The organism is Mucilaginibacter sp. UR6-11, from assembly GCF_020880695.1.
In the GTDB taxonomy this organism is placed as follows: Bacteria; Bacteroidota; Bacteroidia; order Sphingobacteriales; family Sphingobacteriaceae; genus Mucilaginibacter.
This window is the reverse complement of the sequence record NZ_JAJIWO010000011.1, coordinates 14568-35971: the sequence shown is the minus strand read 5'-3', so window position 1 is coordinate 35971 and position 21404 is coordinate 14568. Positions and strand designations below refer to the sequence as shown.

The window sequence follows — 21404 nt, the reverse complement described above, 5'->3', positions numbered from 1 at the left end:
AAATTAAATACAAAAACTAAAATCAGATAGACAGGGAAGGTTATCACTTTGATTATTTACACCTTTGGATAAGCGTATTATTGTAAACCAATTCAATCCATCAATTCATGAAACGTTTTAGCTGCTACCTGCATAATCTTGCTGTGCTGATTTTTGCCGGATGCTTGGTTTTAACCACGGCCGTTGCCCAACAAGTTAAACGCGGTACCATAAACCGTAAAGCATTGGTTAACCGTCATGATATCTTTATAACAGGCACAAACATGTCTGGCCCAACGCAAGTGGGCAACGGCAGCATTGCCTACGGATTTGATGCCACGGGGATGCAGACCTTTAGCGACAAATACGCCACGCTTTCACACTGGGGCTGGAACAGCGTAAAAACACCCGACGGCTTTAATGCAAACTCGTTCAAAAAAACCATGCTCGATACACATGGCCGTATGGTACCTTATGATATGGCCGATCAAAACCAGGCGCCAATGATGGCCTGGTTGTCTGCAAATCCGCATCGTATTAATCTGGGCAGGATAGGGATGCAAATAAAAAAGGCTGATGGCAGCATCGCACAAGCAAAAGATTTTGAGAACGCTACCCAACACTTAAACCTGTGGACCGGCATCGCCGAAAGCAAATTCACTATTGAGGGCGAAGAAGTAAAAGTCACCACCGCCTGCGATGGCAATAAAGACATTATTGGATTTAAAATAGAATCAAACCTGATAAAGCAAAACCGCTTAAGCTTATTTATTGATTTTCCATATGGCGTTTTAACCAATGTTAATAATGGCGCCGATTTTAATAAACCGTCAGCACACCAAACCAAACTAAGAACTACCGGAAAAAACAACATTCTGTTTGACAGGCAATTGGATAGCATAGCTTACCACGTTGCCGTACAGTGTACGGGAAACATTAAAATTGAAAAGGAAAAAGAACATCGCTACATCCTATCGCCGGATAATAGCGGCGCCGCGGTTGAATATGAGTTTGATTTTTCGCAAACCAAGATAAACCACCCTATACCCTCGCTTCACCAAATAACCAAAGGCAGTATCACCCACTGGGAAAAATTTTGGAAAAGCGGCGGTGCTATTGATCTGTCAGCAAGTAAAGACCCACGTTGGTTTGAGTTGGAAAGAAGAATTGTGTTGTCACAATATGATATGGCTATTAATGCCTCGGGTAAATATCCCCCGCAGGAAACCGGGCTGGTTAGCAACAGCTGGTATGGGCGGGCGCATTATGAAATGTATTGGTGGCACGCCGCCCATTACGCTTTATGGAACAGGTGGCCCGAGTTGAATAATAGCCTGCATGTTTATGACGATAATTTAAAAAGCGCCATGAAGCGGGCACACCTGCAGGGCTATCTTGGGGCGCGCTGGCCCAAATGCCCCAACGTTTTTAACGGCGAAGAATGGCCCGACGACAAAAACCATGCATTCCTGGTATGGCAACAGCCGCATCCTATCTTCTTTGCCGAGCTGGATTACCAGGCACATCCAACGCTGGCTACTTTAAAGAAATGGGATAATGTTGTTGAGCAAACCGCGAATTTTTTAGCTACCTATGCGTTTTTTGACAAGACACGCAACCAATATGTGCTGGGCCCGCCTATACGTGTAGTTTCTGAAAACAATGATATTTTTACGACTGAGAACCCGGCATTTGATCTTTCATACTGGCGGTTTGGACTACAAACTGCACAACAGTGGCGCAAACGACTAAAGCTAAAACCAAACACAGCCTGGGATAAAGTATTAAAAAACCTCTCGCCCATCCCGGTAAAAGACAGCTTGTATGAGCAATGGGAAAACATAGAGGAACCCTGGACCAGGTTTAACTACGAGCATCCGGCGCTGATAGGAGTTTATGGGGTTTTGCCGGGCAATGGTGTCAATTTAGCTATCATGGAAAAAACTTATAGAAAAGTACAGGAAGTCTGGATCTGGGATAAATGCTGGGGTTGGGATTTCCCGATGATGGCGATGGGCGCCGCCAGGTTGGGCCACCCCGAAGACGCGGTCAAAATGCTTTTACACCCATCGCGTAAATTTGGTTTTGATGAACATGGCTTCGTTGGCGGCGGTAATCCATATCCGTACTTCCCATCAAATGGAGGCCTGCTATATGCTGTCGCCATGATGACTGCCGGCTGGAACGGCGATAAAAATGTACAGCAGCCCGGCTGGCCAAAAGACGGATCGTGGGTAGTTAAATGGGAAGGGTTGAGTAAAGCTTTATAAGCTTTTAATTTCTGCTACCTGATTAAGAAACCATTCAAAACAGTTGCTTACAGCGAATCCCGATAGGTAACCTTAAATGGTATTGCCAAATGGGCCTTCGTATTGTTCAAAGCCATTTCCGCGGCCTTTTCGCCCATCATTTTAAAGTCTGTTGATATGGTGGTGATGCCGTTAAGGATGATTTTTTTTAGTGGTGTTTCATTATAGGATATCACCCCTATGTCCTGCCCTACCTTTAGTTTATTGCTGATGATCTTTTCTACCAGTTCCACCAGATCATCTTCCATTAAATTAATATACACGGTACCCGGCAGTAAGGTTTCCTTATGCAGTTCATGGATAGTGGCATATTCAAAAGCATACTGCCGGCAAAAATTAACAAACCCTGTCAGGATCTCTTTAGAGTAATAACTGTTTTCCGGAAAGATGATCTTAAGCGTATTATATTTGCTTAACTGCGGCAACAGCTGGCTCAGAGCATCATAAATATCCTGTTCAAAGTTTTCATAAACGGCGCCAAAATCGCCGCTTATGTTTTCAAGCAGCTTGTCCATCAATATCAGTTTATCCTTGGGCAATTCGTTTATTACCGCTTTGGCGCTGCCGGCGTTCTCAATAAAATGTGGGATGATGATCAGTTTTGAATAATGATCGATATTGCCGGTCAGTAGTTTTTTAAAAAAATTGAAATTGTTGTTATAAATGTAAAAATCGATAGCCGCGTTACTGCCCAACACCTCGGCAAAAGCGTCATAAATGATCTTTTTATGGCTGCTTAGCTTGTTAAACAACAGCAGTACTTTAATAGGCTGATTAAATTGCGTGTTGCTTATAAAATATCCTTTACCCGCTACCGAGTTAATTACATTGTACTTTTTCAACTCTTTGTAAGCCCGCTCAATGGTATTGCGGGCAACTTCCAGGGCAATGCTCAAATCATTTATAGATGGTAAAATATCATCTTTTTCAACTTTGCCGTCCTCTATTCCACGCAATATGGAGTTGCAGATCTGCAGGTATTTCGGGGTGATGGAGTGCTCATCAATCTGAATAATTTTTAGATAATTTTTCATTCCGTTTACAGGACAGTAGGGGATAGTTAACTAAAATCATTTTTGTTAACTTGCCCTATCCAATTATACGTCCTTTTTTAATAAACGATGAAAAAAGTCTTCTTTTTATTTATTGCCCTGCTGGCGGGCGAGATTTGTATGGCACAAACCAAAGTGCAGCATTTACAAACTGAAAATTTACCAAACCCCATAAGTGTAGACGCAACCGCGCCGCGTTTTAGCTGGCAGCTGATTGCAGGCGATGCCCGTAACGTAATGCAAACCGCCTACGAGATAAAGGTCACCAACACTGCGAAAGGTGTTGTTTGGAGCACTGGAAAGGTCTTGACTGATCAGTCAATGTACGTCACTTACAAAGGGACCTCCTTAACATCCGGCCAAAAATATACCTGGCAGGTACGTGTTTGGGACAACAAAGGCAAAACATCCCAATGGAGCACAGCCACTTTCCAAATGGGCTTGTTATCGCCTGCCGACTGGAAAGCACAGTGGATTGCAGCCAGTGGTACAGAAGAACCAACCAGACCAAGTCCTTTATTTAGAAAAGGCTTTTCAGTAAACAAAAAAATTAAATCGGCAATGGCTTATATCACCTCGCACGGTTTGTACGAGGCGCATATTAACGGTCACCGTGTTGGCGACGAATACCTTACGCCGGGCTATACCAGCTATAACAAACGCCTTCAGTACCAGGCTTATGATGTTACTGGTTTACTGCAGCCGGGAACAAATGCGGTAGGCGCGTCATTAGGCAGCGGCTGGTACCGTGGCTTTTACGGCATTGGCGACAGACATGAAATTTACGGTAAAGACATTGCTTTACTATTACAGTTGGAGATTACTTATACCGATGGCACAAAAACCATAATTGGCACAGACGATAGCTGGAAGACATCAACCGGCGAGATCCGTTCGGCAGAGATCTACTTGGGGTCGGTTACAGATAACCGCCTGCAGCAAAAAGGCTGGTCATCACCAGGTTTTGATGATAAAAACTGGACCGGCGTGACCGTACAGAATTATCCAAAAAACAACCTGATAGCTACCATTAATGAGCCGGTAAAAAAACATGAAACTTTTAAAGCATTAAAAATATTCACTACGCCTAAAGGCGAAAAGGTAATTGACTTTGGACAAAACCTGGTAGGCTGGGTGAAGTTTAAAGTACATGGTAAGGCTGGCGATAAGATTGTGATCTCACACGCCGAGGTGATAGATAAAGCAGGTAATTTTTACACTGAGAATCTGCGTTCCGCAACTTCGCAAAATACTTTTATTTTAAAAGGCGATGGCGAAGAAACTTTCGAACCGCAGTTTACCTGGCAGGGATTTAGATTTATCAGGATTGAAGGTTATCCGGGCGATATTAAGCCGGAAGATTTTACAGCGATAGCTTTATACTCGGATATGCCGGCTACAGGCAGTTTTACGTGCTCAAATCCAATGATCAATCAATTACAACATAATATACAATGGGGACAGAAAGGCAACTTTCTGGATATCCCTACGGATTGCCCGCAACGCGATGAGCGTTTAGGCTGGACAGGCGACGCGCAGGTATTCTCGCGTACAGCCACTTATAACATGAACGCGCATAATTTTTTTGCCAAGTGGCTGAAAGATGTTGCGCTGGATCAATTTAGTGACGGCAGTGTACCCCATGTTATTCCGGATGCTTTTGATAATGGTCATCCCACAGGTGGTGGTGGCAGTGCCGGGTGGTCGGACGTAGCTACCATTGTTCCATGGAACATGTATTTGGCCTACGGCGATAAAGAGATTTTGGCTAACCAATATAACAGCATGAAGGCCTGGATTGGTTTTATGAAAAGCCGCAGCCATAACAATTTATGGAACGCCGGCGACCACTTTGGCGATTGGTTATTTTATACCCGTAATAATGACGTTGACGGTACATCGGCAATCACAAGCAAATATTTAATAGCGCAGTGTTTTTACGCTTATTCAACACAGTTGGTGATCAATACAGCAAAAGTGCTAGGCAAATCAGATGATGTAGCTACTTATACCAAGCTACTTGCTGATGTTAAATCAGCTTATTTAAGAGAGTACGTTACGCCTAACGGTTTGATCTCATCAGACACCCAAACAGCTTATGCGTTAGCATTACAGTTTGATATGCTGCCTGAGAACCTGCGCCAGCAAGCGGCTGCAAGATTAGCGGCAAACATTGGCCGTTATGGCAATCACCTAACCACGGGTTTCCTGGGCACACCATATTTATGCAGCGCGCTTAGCCGCTTTGGTTATTCGGACGTTGCCTTTAAACTTTTATTGCAAGACAGCTATCCATCATGGTTATACCCTGTAAAAATGGGCGCAACTACCATATGGGAACGGTGGGATGGCCAAAAAACCGACGGCACTTTTGAGGATGCGGGGATGAACTCGTTCAACCATTACGCTTACGGCGCCATTGGCGACTGGATGTATCGTACCGTTGCCGGCATTGATACTAAGGGCGACCAACCTGGTTACAAAGGCATCATCATCAAACCAACTATCGGCGGTAATTTAACTACCGTTGCAGCTGATTATGAAACACCTTATGGCAAAGCCAGCTCACACTGGAAAGCTGACAATGGCCAACTTACGCTTGACGTGGTAATTCCACCCAATACAACCGCTACCATTTATGTCCCTACAAAAGGCGACAACACAGTTACCGAAGGCGGTAAACCGGTTACAAAAGCGGCAACCCAAATAGAAGGGTACACTGCTGTAAACGTTGGTTCAGGTAATTATCATTTTAGTACATCATTGTAATAAATTAAGACATGGAAGTAATTTTCGGCGTAATTTTTCACTTTATCGGGGGTTTTGCCTCGGGTAGTTTTTATATCCCGTACAAAAAAGTTAAGGGCTGGGCCTGGGAGAGTTTCTGGATTGTTGGCGGTATTTTTTCGTGGCTTATCGTTCCGCCGTTAGCGGCTTACTTAACTGTTCCGCATTTTGTTGATATTATTAAAGCTACCAATGGCGGTATCCTGGGGTTAACTTACTTCTTCGGTTTATTATGGGGAATTGGCGGTTTAACTTACGGCCTGGGTGTGCGTTATTTAGGTGTTTCATTAGGCAGCACCATTATATTGGGCTTATGCTCGGTATTCGGCGCCTTAGTACCGGCGGTTTATTACGAATTTGCACCAAAAGCCGGTAAAGACAGCATAGGTATGTTGGCATCAAGCCACTGGGGACAGCTGGTATTGATAGGTATCCTGATCTGCGTTATCGGTATCGTGATCTGTGGCCGTGCAGGCACCTTAAAAGAGCGCGACCTGAACAAAGAAGGAGCTTTAGCCAATGAAAATAAAGATTACCGTTTTGGCATGGGTATTTTTGTTGCGATCGTATCGGGGGTATTGAGCGCTTGTTTCGCTTTCGGTATTGATGCCGGTGCAGGTATGGCAAATGCCGCGAACGCAGCCTGGCGGGAGGCTAACCACATTACAGACAGCGCAAATTTCCTGTATAAAAACAACGTTACTTATATCGTTATCCTATGGGGCGGCTTAACTACCAACTTTATCTGGTGTATGATATTAAACGCACGCAACAAAACGTTTGGGAACTATACAGACAGCAAAACACCGTTATTAAAAAACTATATCTTTTCGGCATTGGCCGGTACAACCTGGTTCCTGCAGTTCTTCTTTTACGGCATGGGCGAAAGTAAGCTGGGTAACGGCGCAAGCTCATGGATTCTGCACATGGCCTTTATTATTTTAGTAGCCAACATGTGGGGCATCGTTTTAAAAGAGTGGAAAACCGTTAGTAAAAAAGCGTTTGGTACCCTTGTTGTGGGTATTGCCACCATTATTATTTCGGTTATTATAGTAGGCTACGGCAATAACTTAAAAGATAAAGAAACACCGAAAACAGCAGCAATTCAAACAATTAAACAATAGTACGATCAACACAATTACAATGTCTATCAAAGAAACAAATTTTAAAAACGTAAGCTATTTATGGGACGATGCCGAAGCGGCAAAGTTAGCCGGTGACGAAGTAGCCTTACTGATATATCGTTCAAATTTATTGGGCGCCGATCTGCGGTTAACCAATTACGGCGGCGGCAATACGTCATGTAAAGCAATGGCAAAAGATCCGTTAACCGGGCAGGAGGTTGAAGTGATGTGGATCAAAGGCTCAGGTGGCGATATCGGCACATTGAAAAAAAGCGGCCTGGCCGCGTTATATGTTGAAAAACTGAGAAGCCTTAAAAATGTATACCGCGGTTTAGAGCACGAGGACGAAATGGTGGAGTTGTTTAACCACACCATTTATGATCTGGCTTCAAAGGCGCCATCAATCGATACTCCGCTGCACGGATTTTTACCATTTAAACATATTGACCACCTGCACCCCGATGCGGCTATTGCTATCGCGGCAGCAAAAGACGGCAAACAAATTACGGCCGACTTATTTAAAGGCAAAATTGGCTGGGTTGAATGGCAAAAACCGGGCTTTGATCTGGGCCTGCAATTAAAGGCATGTCTGGATGCTAACCCCGGTATCCGGGGTATTATGCTGGGCTCACACGGTTTATTTACCTGGGGTGATACCGCTTATGAAAGCTATGTTAATACCCTGGAGGTAATTGAGCAATGCGCCGAATACCTGGAGCAGAACTATGGAAAAAAAGGGCCAATATTTGGCGGTGCCAAAATACAAAGCCTTGATGAAGCAGGCCGTAAAAAGCAAGCTGTTGCTTTGGCCCCTATCCTGCGCGGCTTTTGCTCATCCAAACAAAACATGATTGGCCACTTTACTGATGATGCCCGTGTGTTAGAGTTTACCAACTCAAATGATCTGGACAGATTGGCACCACTAGGTACCAGCTGCCCTGACCATTTTTTACGCACCAAGATCAGCCCGCTGGTATTAGCGCTGGATAAAGGTGAAGACCTGAGCGATGTTAAGGAGCTTAAGGCCCGCCTTGCCCCTGCGTTTGATGCTTACCGCGCCATGTATACCGATTATTACAACACCTGCAAGCATTCAAACAGCCCGGCTATTCGTGATGCTAACCCGGTTGTTATTTTATATCCGGGTGTGGGGATGTTCACATTCGCTAAGGACAAACAAACAGCACGCGTTGCGGCCGAATTTTATATCAATGCCATCAACGTAATGAAGGGCTCAGAAGCTATTTCTGAGTATACCTCATTACCGCGCCAGGAAGCATTCAATATTGAGTACTGGTTGTTAGAAGAAGCTAAATTACAGCGGATGCCTAAGCCTAAAGCTTTAACCGGCCGTGTGGCTTTGGTTACCGGTAGTGCGGGCGGTATCGGCAAGGCTATCGCCAAGAAATTCGCTGATGAAGGTGCCTGCGTAATACTAAATGATATGAATGCCGAACGCCTGGAAGGAGCCGGTGAAGAGTTTAAAAAATTATTCGGTAAAGACGCCTATACCACAGCTGTCCTTGACGTTACCAGGGCAGATCAAATTTCCGACGCCGTGGCAGAAGCTATTCTGGCTTTTGGCGGGGTTGATCTGGTCGTTAATAATGCTGGCTTGTCTATTTCAAAAACTATTGGCGACCATACCGAAAAAGACTGGGACCTGTTATATGATGTATTGGTAAAGGGCCAGTTCCTGGTAACACAAGCCGCCAGCACAGTTATGCAAAAACAAGATATCGGCGGCGATATCATTAATATCGTAAGTAAAAACGCTTTGGTAAGCGGGCCAAATAATGCCGGTTATGGTAGCGCCAAAGCCGCTCAGTTACACCTAAGCAGGCTAAATGCTGCAGAATTAGGGCCCGACAAGATCCGTGTTAATGTGGTAAATCCCGACGCTGTAATTAGCGACAGTAATATCTGGGCCGGTGGCTGGGCCGAAGGCCGTGCTAAAGCATACGGTGTAACCGTTGCTGAATTACCTGCATATTACGCTAAGCGCACTTTATTAAATGAAGTTATTCTGCCTGATGATATTGCTAATGCCTGCTTTGCTTTTGCCGGCGGTTTATTGAGCAAGTCAACAGGAAACGTTTTAAATGTTGACGGCGGTGTTGCCGCTGCCTTTGTAAGATAAAGCCCATTATGGAACAACATAAAATTGATGAGTTTAATCATCAGCATATAAAAGATCATCAGCGCAAATTTAATTTTGTTGCCGAGGATGTAAACAAACTGGATGATGTGCTGCAAAAACTGCAGGCATTTAATATTGCCATACCAAGCTGGGCCTTAGGCACCGGCGGCACACGTTTTGGCCGTTTCTCTGGCGGTGGCGAGCCGCGTAACCTGGAAGAAAAGATCAGTGATGTGGGTATGATCCATGCCCTAAACCGTTCAAGTAATTCTATCTCCCTGCACATTCCCTGGGATATCCCGGAAAATGCTACAGCTATAAAAGCCCACGCGGCACAATACGGCTTGCATTTTGACGCGGTAAACTCAAATACCTTTCAGGATCAAAAAGATGCTAAGCTGAGCTATAAATTTGGCTCTCTACATCATACCGATAAAGCGGTACGCGATCAGGCTATTGCTCACAATATTGAAGTGATAAAATACGGGGTTGAGCTGGGTTCAAACGCGTTGTCGGTTTGGTTGTCAGATGGGTCAAACTTTCCCGGACAGTTAAATTTCCGCAAGGCGTTCCAAAATACTTTAGACAGCCTGCAACAAATTTATGCCGCGCTGCCTGATGATTGGAAAGTATGGATAGAGTACAAACCATTTGAGCCAAACTTTTACTCGACTACTATTGCTGATTGGGGCCAATCGTACCTGTTAGCTTCTAAATTGGGTAAAAAAGCCTTGACGCTGGTTGATTTAGGCCACCATCTGCCAAATACCAACATAGAACAAATAGTTTCTTTATTGCTGATGGAACAAAAGCTGGCCGGTTTCCACTTTAATGATTCAAAATACGGTGATGACGACCTTACTGTGGGCAGCATTAATCCATACCAACTGTTTCTGATATTTAATGAGCTGGTTGAAGGTATGGATGCGCGTGGCTTAAATCACGCTACTGGCATAGGCTGGATGATCGATGCATCGCACAACGTAAAAGATCCTATCGAGGACCTGATCCAATCGGTAGAGGCTATTAAAATGGCTTATGCGCAGGCTTTATTGGTGGATACCAAAGCTTTGGTTGATGCTCAGCAAAACAATGATGTGGCCAAAGCGCAAGAGATATTACAAGCTGCTTACCGCACCGATGTAAGGCCGCTGCTTTCCGAAGCGCGTTTACGCGCAGGCGGTGCGCTTAGCCCAATAACGTTATATCGCGAACAGGGCGTACGCGACAGTTTGATTAAACAGCGTGGTGCGAAAACCGTAGCAACCGGGTTATAATATGAAACCTGTACCAGTTATTGCAGTTTTTGATGTAGGCAAGACCAACAAAAAGCTTTTTCTTTTTGATGAAAGCTATAATATTGTTTTTGAACGTTCGGCCAGGTTTAATGAAATTACCGATGAAGACGGCTTTCCCTGCGAAAACCTGGAGGCGCTGAGGCTTTCCGTATTTGATTCGCTAACTGAAGGTGGCCGCCTGAAACAGTTTGATCTGAAAGCGGTCAACTTCTCTGCCTACGGCGCAAGCTTCGTATGTCTGGATAACGACGGTAAAGCAATGGCGCCGCTATATAATTACCTTAAGCCCTATCCCGAAGATATCAAAAAGCAATTTTATGACACTTATGGCGACGAGGCCGATATCGCCTTTAAAACAGCATCGCCGGCTTTGGGCAGTTTAAATTCGGGGTTACAGTTATACCGCATTAAATACCAGCAGCCCGAATTATTTAAACGGATAAAATATGCGCTGCATTTGCCACAATATTTAAGCTATCTGGTAAGCGGTCAACCGTTTTCTGACCTCACCAGCATAGGCTGCCATACCGCTTTATGGGATTTTGAAAAGAACGATTATCACGATTGGGTTAAAAAGGAAGGCATTGCGGATATCCTGGCTCCAATAGCTGCCGCGGATAAGGTTGTTGCGCCGGCAATTAGTAACAGCAATTATAAAGTAGGCATTGGATTACATGATAGCTCAGCGGCGCTGATCCCTTATCTGGCCAGTTTTCATGAACCTTTTATTTTGCTCTCCACCGGCACCTGGTCAATCAGCTTAAATCCCTTCGATCAATCACCGTTAACGACCGAGGAGTTACAACATGATTGTTTGAATTACATTCAATATAAAGGCAAACCGGTTAAAGCCTCTAGGTTATTTAGCGGCCATGAGTATGACCAGGGGATTAAGAAAATTGCAGAAGAGTTTGGGCACGATGTTATCAAATACCGCAATATCCCTTATGACACTAATGTATCAGAACCTGATGTGGTTGCTTACTATAAGCTGGTTCATGAGCTGATAGACAAACAGAAGATATCAACCCAATATGTTTTAAAAGACACGCCGGTAAAACGCATTTTTGTAGATGGGGGCTTTAGTAAAAACTCGGTATTTATGCATTTGCTGGCAGCGGCCTTCCCGCAGTTAGAGGTTTATGCCGCGTCAATGGCGCAGGCAACGGCTATGGGTACCGCACTTGCGATCCATAAATGCTGGAACACCAGGCCAATACCAAATGACCTGATCAATCTTAAATATTACTCGACCGTAAAATCTAAAAGCTATTAACAACCGTTATCTGATCAGCTCTTTCAGACTGATCATTTGAAAGGCAATACCTTCATTGGCTTTAAGTTTGCCTGCCTCATAAAGGCAGGCAACTTGCTTTTTATAGATTGCGATATCACTATAAGCTGACGGACCGGGATAAATCACCTGTTTTTTTGGCCAGGTATGCCCGTCGTCAAAGCTGGCGCGCAAAGTTATATTGGCCCGTGACGTGGTACTTGCCGGGTTTATAAACAATAATATCGACTTTTTCCGGGAGAGTGCATAGTTCAATAAACTCCCCTGGCATACTGGCTCAATCAGGGTAGTGTCTGTCTGCACATCACCCCAATTTTGGCCGCCATCGGCACTTATAGCGGTGAGCCTTGTTCTATGCCGCCTGTCCGCATTGCGGATATTAAGCATCAGGTTTCCGTTATTAAGTTCGGCAACTGTTACTTCGTTGGTTTTATCCTGCGGAGTATTGTTACCCAGCTTCCAGCTTGCGCCGTGATCGTCCGAATAAATAATATGTACAAAATTTTTATGCGTGGCCGCCTCAACGTGGTTTACGGGCACTACCAGTCGCCCTTTAAATTTACCGTTACTTAGCTGCAGGCCATGGCACGGGCCTGTTGCATACCAGGTCCAGTCAGGCAACTTAACATCGTTGGTAATCTCTTTAGCGGCCGACCATGACCGGCCGTCATTATCTGACGATAATACAAAAACCCGGCGGGTATCTTTCCCGGTTTGTGCCTGGATTTGTTTTTCATGGTCTGTGCCCAGGTTCCAGGTACTTAAAAGCCAAATAGTCCCGGTGGTCACGTCCTGCACAGGCACGGGATTACCACAAGTATTGGTTGAGTCGCTCCATACAACCTGCAGGTTGCTCCAGGTTTTGCCACCATCGGCTGATCTTTTTAATACCAGGTCGATATCGCCCGAGTCGCCGCAATCCTGTTTTCGCCCTTCAGCAAAAGCCAGCAACGTGCCGTTTTTAGTAGTGATTAACGCCGGGATCCGGAAACAACTATAGCCGTTATCGCCGGGTTTATAAATATAATTCAGCACTGCTGATTGCACGGGCATGGCTTCCGCGCTCCATGAAATAAAAAAAAATGCGATTATTAGTATAACCGATGAGGTCCACCAGATCTTTAAATGTGCTTTCATTTTATTACTTATAATATAAAGATAATGGCAGTCACTATTAATACAAGTTATAAAACTTATTGCAGTTTAGCGAAACGCCTGCGGATTGGGATAATTGTCGCTTTGATCCTCGGCAACATTATCCAGGCACTTAAAATCTTTTTCTATTAACAGGAACAGGTCATTGTCCTGCCCTTCAAAACCTACGCGTTCGGTTTGCGCCCATTCAATAGCCATTGCAACAGGTATAGTCAACAGGATTTTATTATTGTTAAATGATGCCTTCAAACCATCGTCACCGCCGCGCTGTAAAGCATAAATTAAACATGGGCCGCCAAAATTGGTGATCTCTTCCAGATAGCCCTCTTTGCTAAATTGTTCCACGTCCCGTTTAGTTAGCCGGTACCGTAACGAATTGCCTTTTATTCTAATTTTCATAACGATTTTTAAATAGCCAGGTTGGTTACTGCACCTATAATAATAATTGCCGGGTAAGTTAGCTGCTTGCTATCGGCCAAGGCTACCAGATCTTTTACCGCACCTCTTACTGATTTTTGATTTGGTGTTGACGCATGCTGTATAATTGCCGCCGGTATATCGCCATGTCCGGCATCGGTATACGCAGCAGCTATTGACGCCAGTTGTTTCATCCCCATATATATTACAACCGTAGCGTTGCTTTGCATCGCCAAGCGCAGATCGCCTGAAAGTGTGCCGTCTTTTTTAGTACCGGTAACCACCCATATACCTTCGCTTATAGCGCGATGGGTGAGCGGGATATCTTCTAATCCAGACGCTTGCATACTGGTAATCCCGGGTATAAAGAATGTTTTAATGCCTTGTTCACGTGCAAACATGATCTCCTCAAAACCGCGCCCAAATATAAACGGATCACCTCCTTTTAACCTAACTACGCTGCCCTTACTAAAAGCAAAGTGTTTTATTAAAGAGTGTATCTCCTCCTGCGGGGTATATTTACCATAGGGTTGTTTACCAACATATATCTGTTCACAATCGGGTGGTGTTAAATCTAACAACGCCCTGTTTGCTAAATTATCATAAAGAACCACTTTAGCTTGCTGCAAAAGTTTATACCCTTTAACCGTAATTAACTCCGGATCGCCGGGACCCGCTCCTAAAACATATAATTCTGGTTGTGAAGGCATATTTTTTATAATTTTTAGTGATTTGTTAAAAAACACTCGTTATAAAAGCCATAAATGGCAAATTTTTCAATTAGAATTAACTTTATTATTAAAATATTTAATTAATTCTGATATAAATCATGTAAATCGGCATTATTTTTATATCAACAACATAAATTACATGACTAAAATAACAATAATTATTTGATTTTATTATTTTTTTGTTTAAACTTGCTATTGTAAATGCAATATAGGTCGCACTTTAATTGAATTTACTTAATAAAAACGCTTTAACAAACAAAAACGTCATGATAAAACCTACCATTATAGTAGTTGGCAATGGCATGGTTGGATACAAGTTTTGTGAAAAACTTGTATCCAAATCGTCAGGGTTCAACATCATCGTATTTGGCGAAGAGCCACGCCAGGCTTATGACCGTGTACATTTGAGTGAGTATTTTAATGGCAAAACAGCAGCCGATCTCTCGATGTCAACCCGATCATGGTATGACAAGCAGGGCATCATGCTGCATCTCGGCGATCCGATACAAGAGATAAACCGTACCACTAAAACCGTACACTCCCTATTAGGCATTACCATACAATATGATTACTTGGTTTTAGCCACTGGCTCATCGGCCTTTGTTCCGGATATCCCTGGTATTGAAAAAGACGGCGTTTTTGTTTACCGGACTATCGAAGATCTTGAACTAATAAAAGCCTACGCTACCAACGCAAAAACCGGCGCGGTAATGGGCGGCGGCCTGCTGGGCCTGGAAGCCGCCAAGGCGCTAATTGACCTGGGCATTGAAGACACCCATGTAATTGAATTTGCACCAAGGTTAATGCCGCGGCAGATAGATTCTGCGGGTAGCGCCATGCTGCAATCTAAATTGAAAGAGCTTGGGTTAAATATCCATTTAAATAAAAGCACATCATACATCGGCGGCAATCATAAGGCAGAAGCTCTGCACTTTAATGATGAAAGCGTTTTACCTATTGATATGCTGGTTATCTCTGCAGGCATCCGCCCCCGCGATGAGGTGGCGAAACTTGCAGGGCTGCAGGTTGGAACCCGGGGCGGCATTGTAGTTAACGATAAAATGCAAACCAGTGATGAATGCATTTTTGCCATTGGCGAATGTGCCCTATATGATGGTATGATCTACGGCCTGGTTGCTCCGGGTTATGAAATGGCAGATATCGCGGTATCGCAACTAACGGGTGGCAGTAAGTTGTTTTACAGTTATGACATGAGCACCAAACTTAAGCTGATTGGTGTTGATGTGGCCAGTTTTGGCGATGCCTTTGTTACCGAGCCCGATTGCCGGACCATTGTTTTTGAAGATACCCACAAAGGTATATACAAACGCATTAATATAACTACCGATGGCAAGTACCTGTTAGGGGGTATTTTAATTGGCGATGCCGATGCTTATAATATATTACTGCAAACCGTCAACAATAAACTTGTGCTTCCGCCCAACCCGGAAGATTTGATACTGGGCTCAAGAGGCGGCCTGGAAACCGAAGGCGCCGGTATAATGAATTTGCCTGATGATGCGCTGATCTGTTCATGCGAAGCTGTTGACAAAGCGGCTATCTGCTCATCGGTAACAAATCTGGGGATTACTGATATTGACGGGATGAAAAAATGCACCAGGGCCGGTACCGGCTGCGGAGGCTGCGTTCCGTTGGTTAAGGATTTAATAGCCGGCACCATGAAGGCCAATGGCCAATATGTTAAAAACGTACTATGCGAGCATTTTGATTATTCTCGCCAGGAATTATTTGACCTGGTGAAGATCAATAACCTAAAAAACTACGACCTGGTGCTTGATCATTTCGGCAAGGGCGATGGTTGCGAAACCTGCAAGCCCGCCGTAGCCAGCATATTGTCAAGTTTATGGAACGACGTTATTGTTAAACAAGATACCATACAGGACAGCAACGACCGCTTTTTGGCGAACATCCAAAAAGGCGGGACGTATTCAGTAGTTCCGCGTATACCCGGCGGGGAGATTACACCGGATAAATTAATTGTACTGGGCCAGGTTGCCAAACAATATGGGTTATATACCAAAATTACCGGTGGCCAACGGATTGATCTGTTTGGCGCACATTTAAATGATCTGCCGGCAATCTGGGAGGAATTAATAGATGCTGGCTTTGAAAGCGGCCATGCCTATGGCAAAGCCCTGCGTACCGTAAAAAGCTGCGTTGGCAGCACCTGGTGTCGTTTTGGATTGCATGACAGCGTATCTTTTGCTATTGAAATTGAAGACAGATATAAGGGCATACGCGCCCCACATAAATTGAAAGGCGGCGTAAGCGGCTGTATCCGCGAATGCGCGGAAGCAAAATCAAAAGACTTCGGTGTGATTGCAACAGAAAAGGGATGGAACTTATATGTATGCGGAAATGGCGGATCAAAGCCCCAGCATGCCGAATTGTTCGCGACAGATATAGACAAGGAAACCCTGGTTAAATACCTCGACAGATTCCTGATGTTTTACATTAAGACAGCCGAGCCCTTATCGCGCACCGCAACCTGGCTTAACAAGATGGATGGAGGACTGGCTTATCTGAAAAATGTGGTGATCAATGACAGCCTGGGCATATGTGCACAACTGGAGGAAGAAATGCAGGCGCTGGTAAACACCTACCATTGCGAATGGAAAGAGGTTATTGAAGACCCCGCATTACGTAAACGCTTTACCCACTTTGTAAACGCGCCCCGTGAAAAAGACCCTACAGTACAATTTGAGCCAATGCGAGAGCAGGTAAAGGCAAAATGGTAATTACTAATTAATAAGACAACAAATGGAAACATTAATAGATAACTGGGTATTGGCTTGTCTTGTTGACGACGTACCTGAAAATGGGGGTGCCTGCGTAAAATTAGGCGACGAACAAATTGCGGTTTTTAACTTCACCCGCCGGGGCGAGTGGTTTGCAACCCAAAATTTATGTCCTCACAAACAACAGATGGTATTATCAAGAGGGATGATCGGCAGTACCGGCGAAAGCTGTGAGCCCAAAGTTGCCTGCCCTTTTCATAAAAACACTTTTTCGCTGTTAAGCGGGCAGTGCTTAACCAACGAAGAACTTTCAATTAAAACGTACGGGGTAAGAATTGAGGACGGAAAAGTATTTATAAGCCTTTAAGCTATATCTTCCGTCAGCTTTAAAAGTTTATTGTAGTTTGCGATGGAAATACTTTTACCCGAGAGCACCAGCAGGCCGTCCTGTATCAATTCGTTGATCACCCTGAACACCGTCTCATAGGTAGCGCCAGAGAAGGATGCCAGGTCCTGACGACTTAGTTCAATATTAATAAAGCCTTCGGGCGTCAAGCCGAACTGATCTTTCAATATAATTAATGCTTCGGCAACGCGCCCTTTTACCGGCATATGTGCCAGGTTGCGCATCTTTCTTTCAGATATACGTAAATCCTGCGCCATGAACATCAACAGGTCATAAGTAAAATTGGTATTTACTTTTAAGGTAGCATCAAAAAACTCCATATCAACATAACTCACCACCCCCGCCTGCACAGCTGTTGCCGATATTGAATAAATACCGTCACCACCTAAGGCCCTGTGTCCAAATATTAATCCCTCGCTGGCAAATCTTAAAATCAGCTCTTTGTCTGCACCCCAGCGTTTGTGAACTTTCACAATTCCGCTTTTTACAAAAAAAATACCCTTTACCGGGTCGCCTTCTCTAAAAATAACCTCGCCTTTTTTTACTTTGTAGTTTTTTTTATGAGCTAAAATCGCCGGGATCCACTCCTTTAAACAGTTTTGGCATAAAAAACAGTTTTTTTCATCCTCAATTATGGTCACTTTCTTCATTTTAACAAATAAAATCAGTTAATAATACAATATTAGTCAATTTAAGGGTGATTTACATCATACATTTTCAATCGTTTTTTAAATTCACGCCGTTTTTTGATTGTATTTGCCATATTTATTTATCTATTATTGAATTTTTTGTCAAAATTTTACAATTTATTTTTATAAAAATCATATTAAAGGGATTTTATGCGGCTATATATTTAAGCATTTCACAAAAAAATAAATATTCGATTATATATATCATAAAAATCACTCAAAATATATCCATTTTATCAAAAACTACATGAAATTGAATATATTTAGCATAATAAATCAGCAAATATTTATAAAAAGACAATACATGAAAAAAAACAACTAAAAAAATAACAAAAAAGCCTTGCAGGGAGGTCGCATTCCCAAACAAGGCCAAATAGTTTTTATAGCTTTAACAAACCAAAAACTAATCAAATGTATAAAAATGTACTTAAAAAGCTCCGGCTATTTACAACAATTGTAATTTTATTTGTCTGTCTGTGCTTTAGCGCCAAAGCACAGCTCTCGCTGACAGGTCAACTGCGTACCCGCGGAGAATTGCGCGACGGATACGGCACCCTCGAAGCAATTGGCAGTAAAGATGCCGCCTTTATTGCGCAGCGCACAAGGCTTACTTTTAACTATAAGTCGAGCCATCTGATTTTTCAAACCTCTATTCAGGATGTTAGACTATGGGGCCAGGATGCCTCTACTATAACACCAGCCGATGGGTCTAAACTTGCTATTCATGAGGCATGGGCCGAAATTATTTTATCTAATAAAAAAGATACTGCTTTTAAAGTATCGCCGTTTGATTATTTTGCTGTAAAAGTCGGTCGACAGGAATTGGTATATGATGATGAACGTCTGTTAGGCGCATCAGACTGGCTGAGCCAGGCGAGACGTCACGATGCCATCGTATTTAAGTTGCTGCAAAAGGGCTGGCAGATAGACCTGGGTGTGGCCTTTAATCAAAACACCGACGCCATAAACTATAACGGCACCTATTATACCCCTGCCAATGTACCTGCGACCGTAAAAGACAGTAAGGGGAATTTAGTGAATACCCCTGCAGGTTTCATCCCGCTGATCAATTCATCAGGCATTAGCGCAAAGAACGGATCGCCGGCATTCCTTAACCCCCCGGGCAGCAATGCACTCAATCAAAATTATAAAGCACTTCAATATTTATATGCCGCAAAAAAGTTTGGCAAAACCAAAGTATCAGGACTGTTCCTGGCTGACCAGTTTGGTAAATATATACTAGATTCTGTAAAAAACACCTCAGGCACCGACGTTGGCTATGTATATGGCAAGCGGTTTAACCAGGCCGGGGTAAACACCCGCTATACTACCGGCCTGCTGGTTAACCCGGTTTTTGGCGATAAAAATCAATGGGCCTTTAATGGCGGCTATTACTACCAGGGCGGGCACGATAAAGACGGACTTAAGTTAAACGCTTATACTTATACCCTGGCGCTATCTTACAAATCAAGCCGGCTTGCTTACACCGGCGGACTGGATGTACTATCAGGCAATGACGCCTTTTCAACATCGGCAGAAAATCATCGTTTTGATCCGTTATATGGCAGCCCACATAAGTTCTGGGGATATATGGATTATTTCTATGCTTCAAGCGGCTCACCGCTGGGAGGGCTGATCGACCCTTACCTCAAATTAAAATATACATCAGCTAACAACAGACTGACAACAGAACTTGCCGGCCATTATTTTTCTTTGGCCGATAATCAAAAAGATATAAACGGCGCTGCTGTCGGCAAACACCTCGGCACCGAGCTTGACTTTACCGCGGGCTATAAACTTAATAAGTTTACCGGTGTTGACGTCGGCTTATCTTATATGGCCGCTACAGCCAGCATGGAATATGCCAAAAACATCACCCCGTTAACTGCCCGCCTGAAACCTGTTTGGGCCTTTTTGCAGATCAATATCAAACCAGAATTCTTAAACAAATAATTATTCACCGGACATGAAACATCAACTTACTAAACTCAACATATTATCTTTAAAAGGGGTGCAAATGCGCACGTTCCATACCACCTGGCTAATGTTCTTTGTATGTTTCTTTGGCTGGTTTGGCCTGGCGCCGTTAATGCCTACTATCCGCGCCGAACTGCATTTAACCAAAGCGCAGGTTGGCAATACCATTATTGCATCTGTAGCCGCTACCATAATTGCACGCCTTTTAATAGGCAAGCTCTGTGATACCTGGGGACCCCGGAAAACCGCGGTTAGGTTATTGTTGATGGGGTCATTGCCGGTGTTTTTTGTGGGATTGGCACATGATTATACTTCGTTCCTGTTATTCAGGCTGGCTATTGGTGTTATAGGCGCATCATTTGTTATTACCCAGTTCCATACCTCAATGATGTTTGCCCCTAATATAAAAGGCACCGCGAATGCGGTAACAGGCGGCTGGGGCAACCTGGGTGGTGGGGTAACCAATATGGTTATGCCGTTAATATTCGCCGCTATAGTTAGCTTCGGCTACACCAAAGCGGAAGCCTGGCGTTACGCCATGATCGTTCCGGGTGTGATGATGCTGATCATTGCTTTTTTGTATTCTAAATATACAAAAGACACTCCTGAAGGCAACTACGATGAGACAGGTCATAAACAAAAACGCACGAAAACAGACTGGAGTATTTTGGCCGACTGGCGCATCTGGGCGCTAACCCTGGCTTATGCCATGTGTTTTGGGATGGAACTGACTTTTGACAACGTGGCATCCTTGCACTTTGTAGATACTTTTCATTTAAGCCAAAGCGCGGCAGGTTTTTGGGCCGGCATATTTGGCTTTATGAACCTATTTGCCCGCGCATTGGGCGGTATAGCATCTGATAAAGTGGGCAAGAAATTTGGTATGCGCGGCAAAGGCTTATTGCTTGCCGGTGTACTGCTGTTAGAGGGCTTTGGATTAATACTTTTTGCGCAATCAGGCTCTTTAATGATCGCCATTATGTCCATGCTGACGTTTGCCTTGTTCCTTAAAATGTCTAATGGCGCCACTTATGGCATTGTGCCTTTTGTTAACGCAAAAAATGTGGGCCTGGTAAGCGGCATTGTAGGCGCGGGTGGCAACCTGGGCGGTATGTTGTTTGGTTTCCTGTTTAAGTCAACCTCGGTTACCTATGTACAGGCGTTTACCTATATAGGTTATACGGTAATTGTGGTATCTGTTATTGTGTTAATAACCCGGTTTCAAAATCAAACCGTTACTGAGGAGCAATTAGCGGAAAGCAAACTGGCAGGCGCCGCATAAGTTTT

The 21404-nt window shown here is 43.9% G+C and carries 15 protein-coding genes; 10 read left to right on the top strand and 5 right to left on the bottom strand.

What is annotated here, in order from left to right; translation table 11 throughout:
• Positions 1-107 precede the first annotated feature (107 nt).
• Entirely contained in the window at positions 108-2249 is a 2142-nt protein-coding gene (locus LJ658_RS19255; RefSeq protein ID WP_230548185.1) for a hypothetical protein, read from the top strand.
• 47 nt (positions 2250-2296) lie between these two features.
• Here the strand turns inward: LJ658_RS19255 and LJ658_RS19250 are convergent, their stop codons facing one another.
• A complete protein-coding gene (locus tag LJ658_RS19250; RefSeq protein ID WP_230548184.1) occupies positions 2297-3322 on the bottom strand; it encodes a GntR family transcriptional regulator in 1026 nt (341 codons plus the stop codon).
• An 87-nt stretch (positions 3323-3409) separates the two neighbouring features.
• Between LJ658_RS19250 and LJ658_RS19245 the strand changes: the two genes are divergently transcribed.
• Genes LJ658_RS19245 through LJ658_RS19225 form a run of 5 tightly spaced genes read left to right on the top strand, consistent with a single transcriptional unit; the run spans position 3410 to position 11965 of the window.
• Positions 3410-6109 carry a glycoside hydrolase family 78 protein gene (locus LJ658_RS19245; protein ID WP_230548183.1) on the top strand — a complete coding sequence of 900 codons (2700 nt, stop codon included), beginning with the start codon at positions 3410-3412 and terminating at the stop codon, positions 6107-6109.
• Positions 6110-6120: 11 nt separating this feature from the next.
• Positions 6121-7251, top strand: coding sequence for an L-rhamnose/proton symporter RhaT (gene rhaT, locus LJ658_RS19240; RefSeq protein WP_230548182.1), 1131 nt, complete (start codon positions 6121-6123; stop codon positions 7249-7251).
• A gap of 19 nt (positions 7252-7270) precedes the next feature.
• The gene (locus tag LJ658_RS19235; protein WP_230548181.1) at positions 7271-9391 is read left to right on the top strand and encodes a bifunctional aldolase/short-chain dehydrogenase; all 2121 of its coding nucleotides are present in this window, start codon (positions 7271-7273) and stop codon (positions 9389-9391) included.
• An 8-nt stretch (positions 9392-9399) separates the two neighbouring features.
• A complete protein-coding gene (locus tag LJ658_RS19230; RefSeq protein WP_230548180.1) occupies positions 9400-10668 on the top strand; it encodes a TIM barrel protein in 1269 nt (422 codons plus the stop codon).
• Position 10669: 1 nt separating this feature from the next.
• A complete protein-coding gene (locus LJ658_RS19225) occupies positions 10670-11965 on the top strand; it encodes an FGGY-family carbohydrate kinase (RefSeq protein ID WP_230548179.1) in 1296 nt (431 codons plus the stop codon).
• 6 nt (positions 11966-11971) lie between these two features.
• On the opposite strand, the gene LJ658_RS19220 is transcribed toward LJ658_RS19225, so the two are convergent.
• From LJ658_RS19220 to cobA, 3 genes are all read right to left on the bottom strand, one after another.
• On the bottom strand, positions 11972-13120 hold the full coding sequence (locus LJ658_RS19220; RefSeq protein WP_230548178.1) for an exo-alpha-sialidase: 1149 nt from the start codon (positions 13118-13120) through the stop codon (positions 11972-11974).
• 66 nt (positions 13121-13186) lie between these two features.
• A complete protein-coding gene (locus LJ658_RS19215) occupies positions 13187-13537 on the bottom strand; it encodes a hypothetical protein (protein ID WP_230548177.1) in 351 nt (116 codons plus the stop codon).
• Between the two features lie 8 nt (positions 13538-13545).
• Positions 13546-14265 carry a uroporphyrinogen-III C-methyltransferase gene (gene cobA, locus LJ658_RS19210; protein ID WP_230548176.1) on the bottom strand — a complete coding sequence of 240 codons (720 nt, stop codon included), beginning with the start codon at positions 14263-14265 and terminating at the stop codon, positions 13546-13548.
• Positions 14266-14552: 287 nt separating this feature from the next.
• Between cobA and nirB the strand changes: the two genes are divergently transcribed.
• Together nirB and nirD are read left to right on the top strand one after the other, a co-directional pair.
• Entirely contained in the window at positions 14553-17045 is a 2493-nt protein-coding gene (gene nirB / locus LJ658_RS19205) for a nitrite reductase large subunit NirB (RefSeq protein ID WP_230548175.1), read from the top strand.
• 22 nt (positions 17046-17067) lie between these two features.
• On the top strand, positions 17068-17412 hold the full coding sequence (nirD, locus tag LJ658_RS19200; RefSeq protein WP_230548174.1) for a nitrite reductase small subunit NirD: 345 nt from the start codon (positions 17068-17070) through the stop codon (positions 17410-17412).
• Here the strand turns inward: nirD and LJ658_RS19195 are convergent.
• On the bottom strand, positions 17409-18101 hold the full coding sequence (locus LJ658_RS19195; RefSeq protein WP_230548173.1) for a Crp/Fnr family transcriptional regulator: 693 nt from the start codon (positions 18099-18101) through the stop codon (positions 17409-17411). The two genes, nirD and LJ658_RS19195, sit on opposite strands and share 4 nt — an antisense overlap.
• A gap of 450 nt (positions 18102-18551) precedes the next feature.
• Here LJ658_RS19195 and LJ658_RS19190 point away from each other — a divergent pair, with 450 nt between their 5' ends.
• A complete protein-coding gene (locus LJ658_RS19190; protein ID WP_230548172.1) occupies positions 18552-20093 on the top strand; it encodes an alginate export family protein in 1542 nt (513 codons plus the stop codon).
• A gap of 13 nt (positions 20094-20106) precedes the next feature.
• Positions 20107-21399 (top strand): MFS transporter, encoded by a 1293-nt coding sequence (locus LJ658_RS19185; RefSeq protein WP_230548171.1) that lies wholly within the window; start codon positions 20107-20109, stop codon positions 21397-21399.
• Positions 21400-21404: the final 5 nt, after the last annotated feature.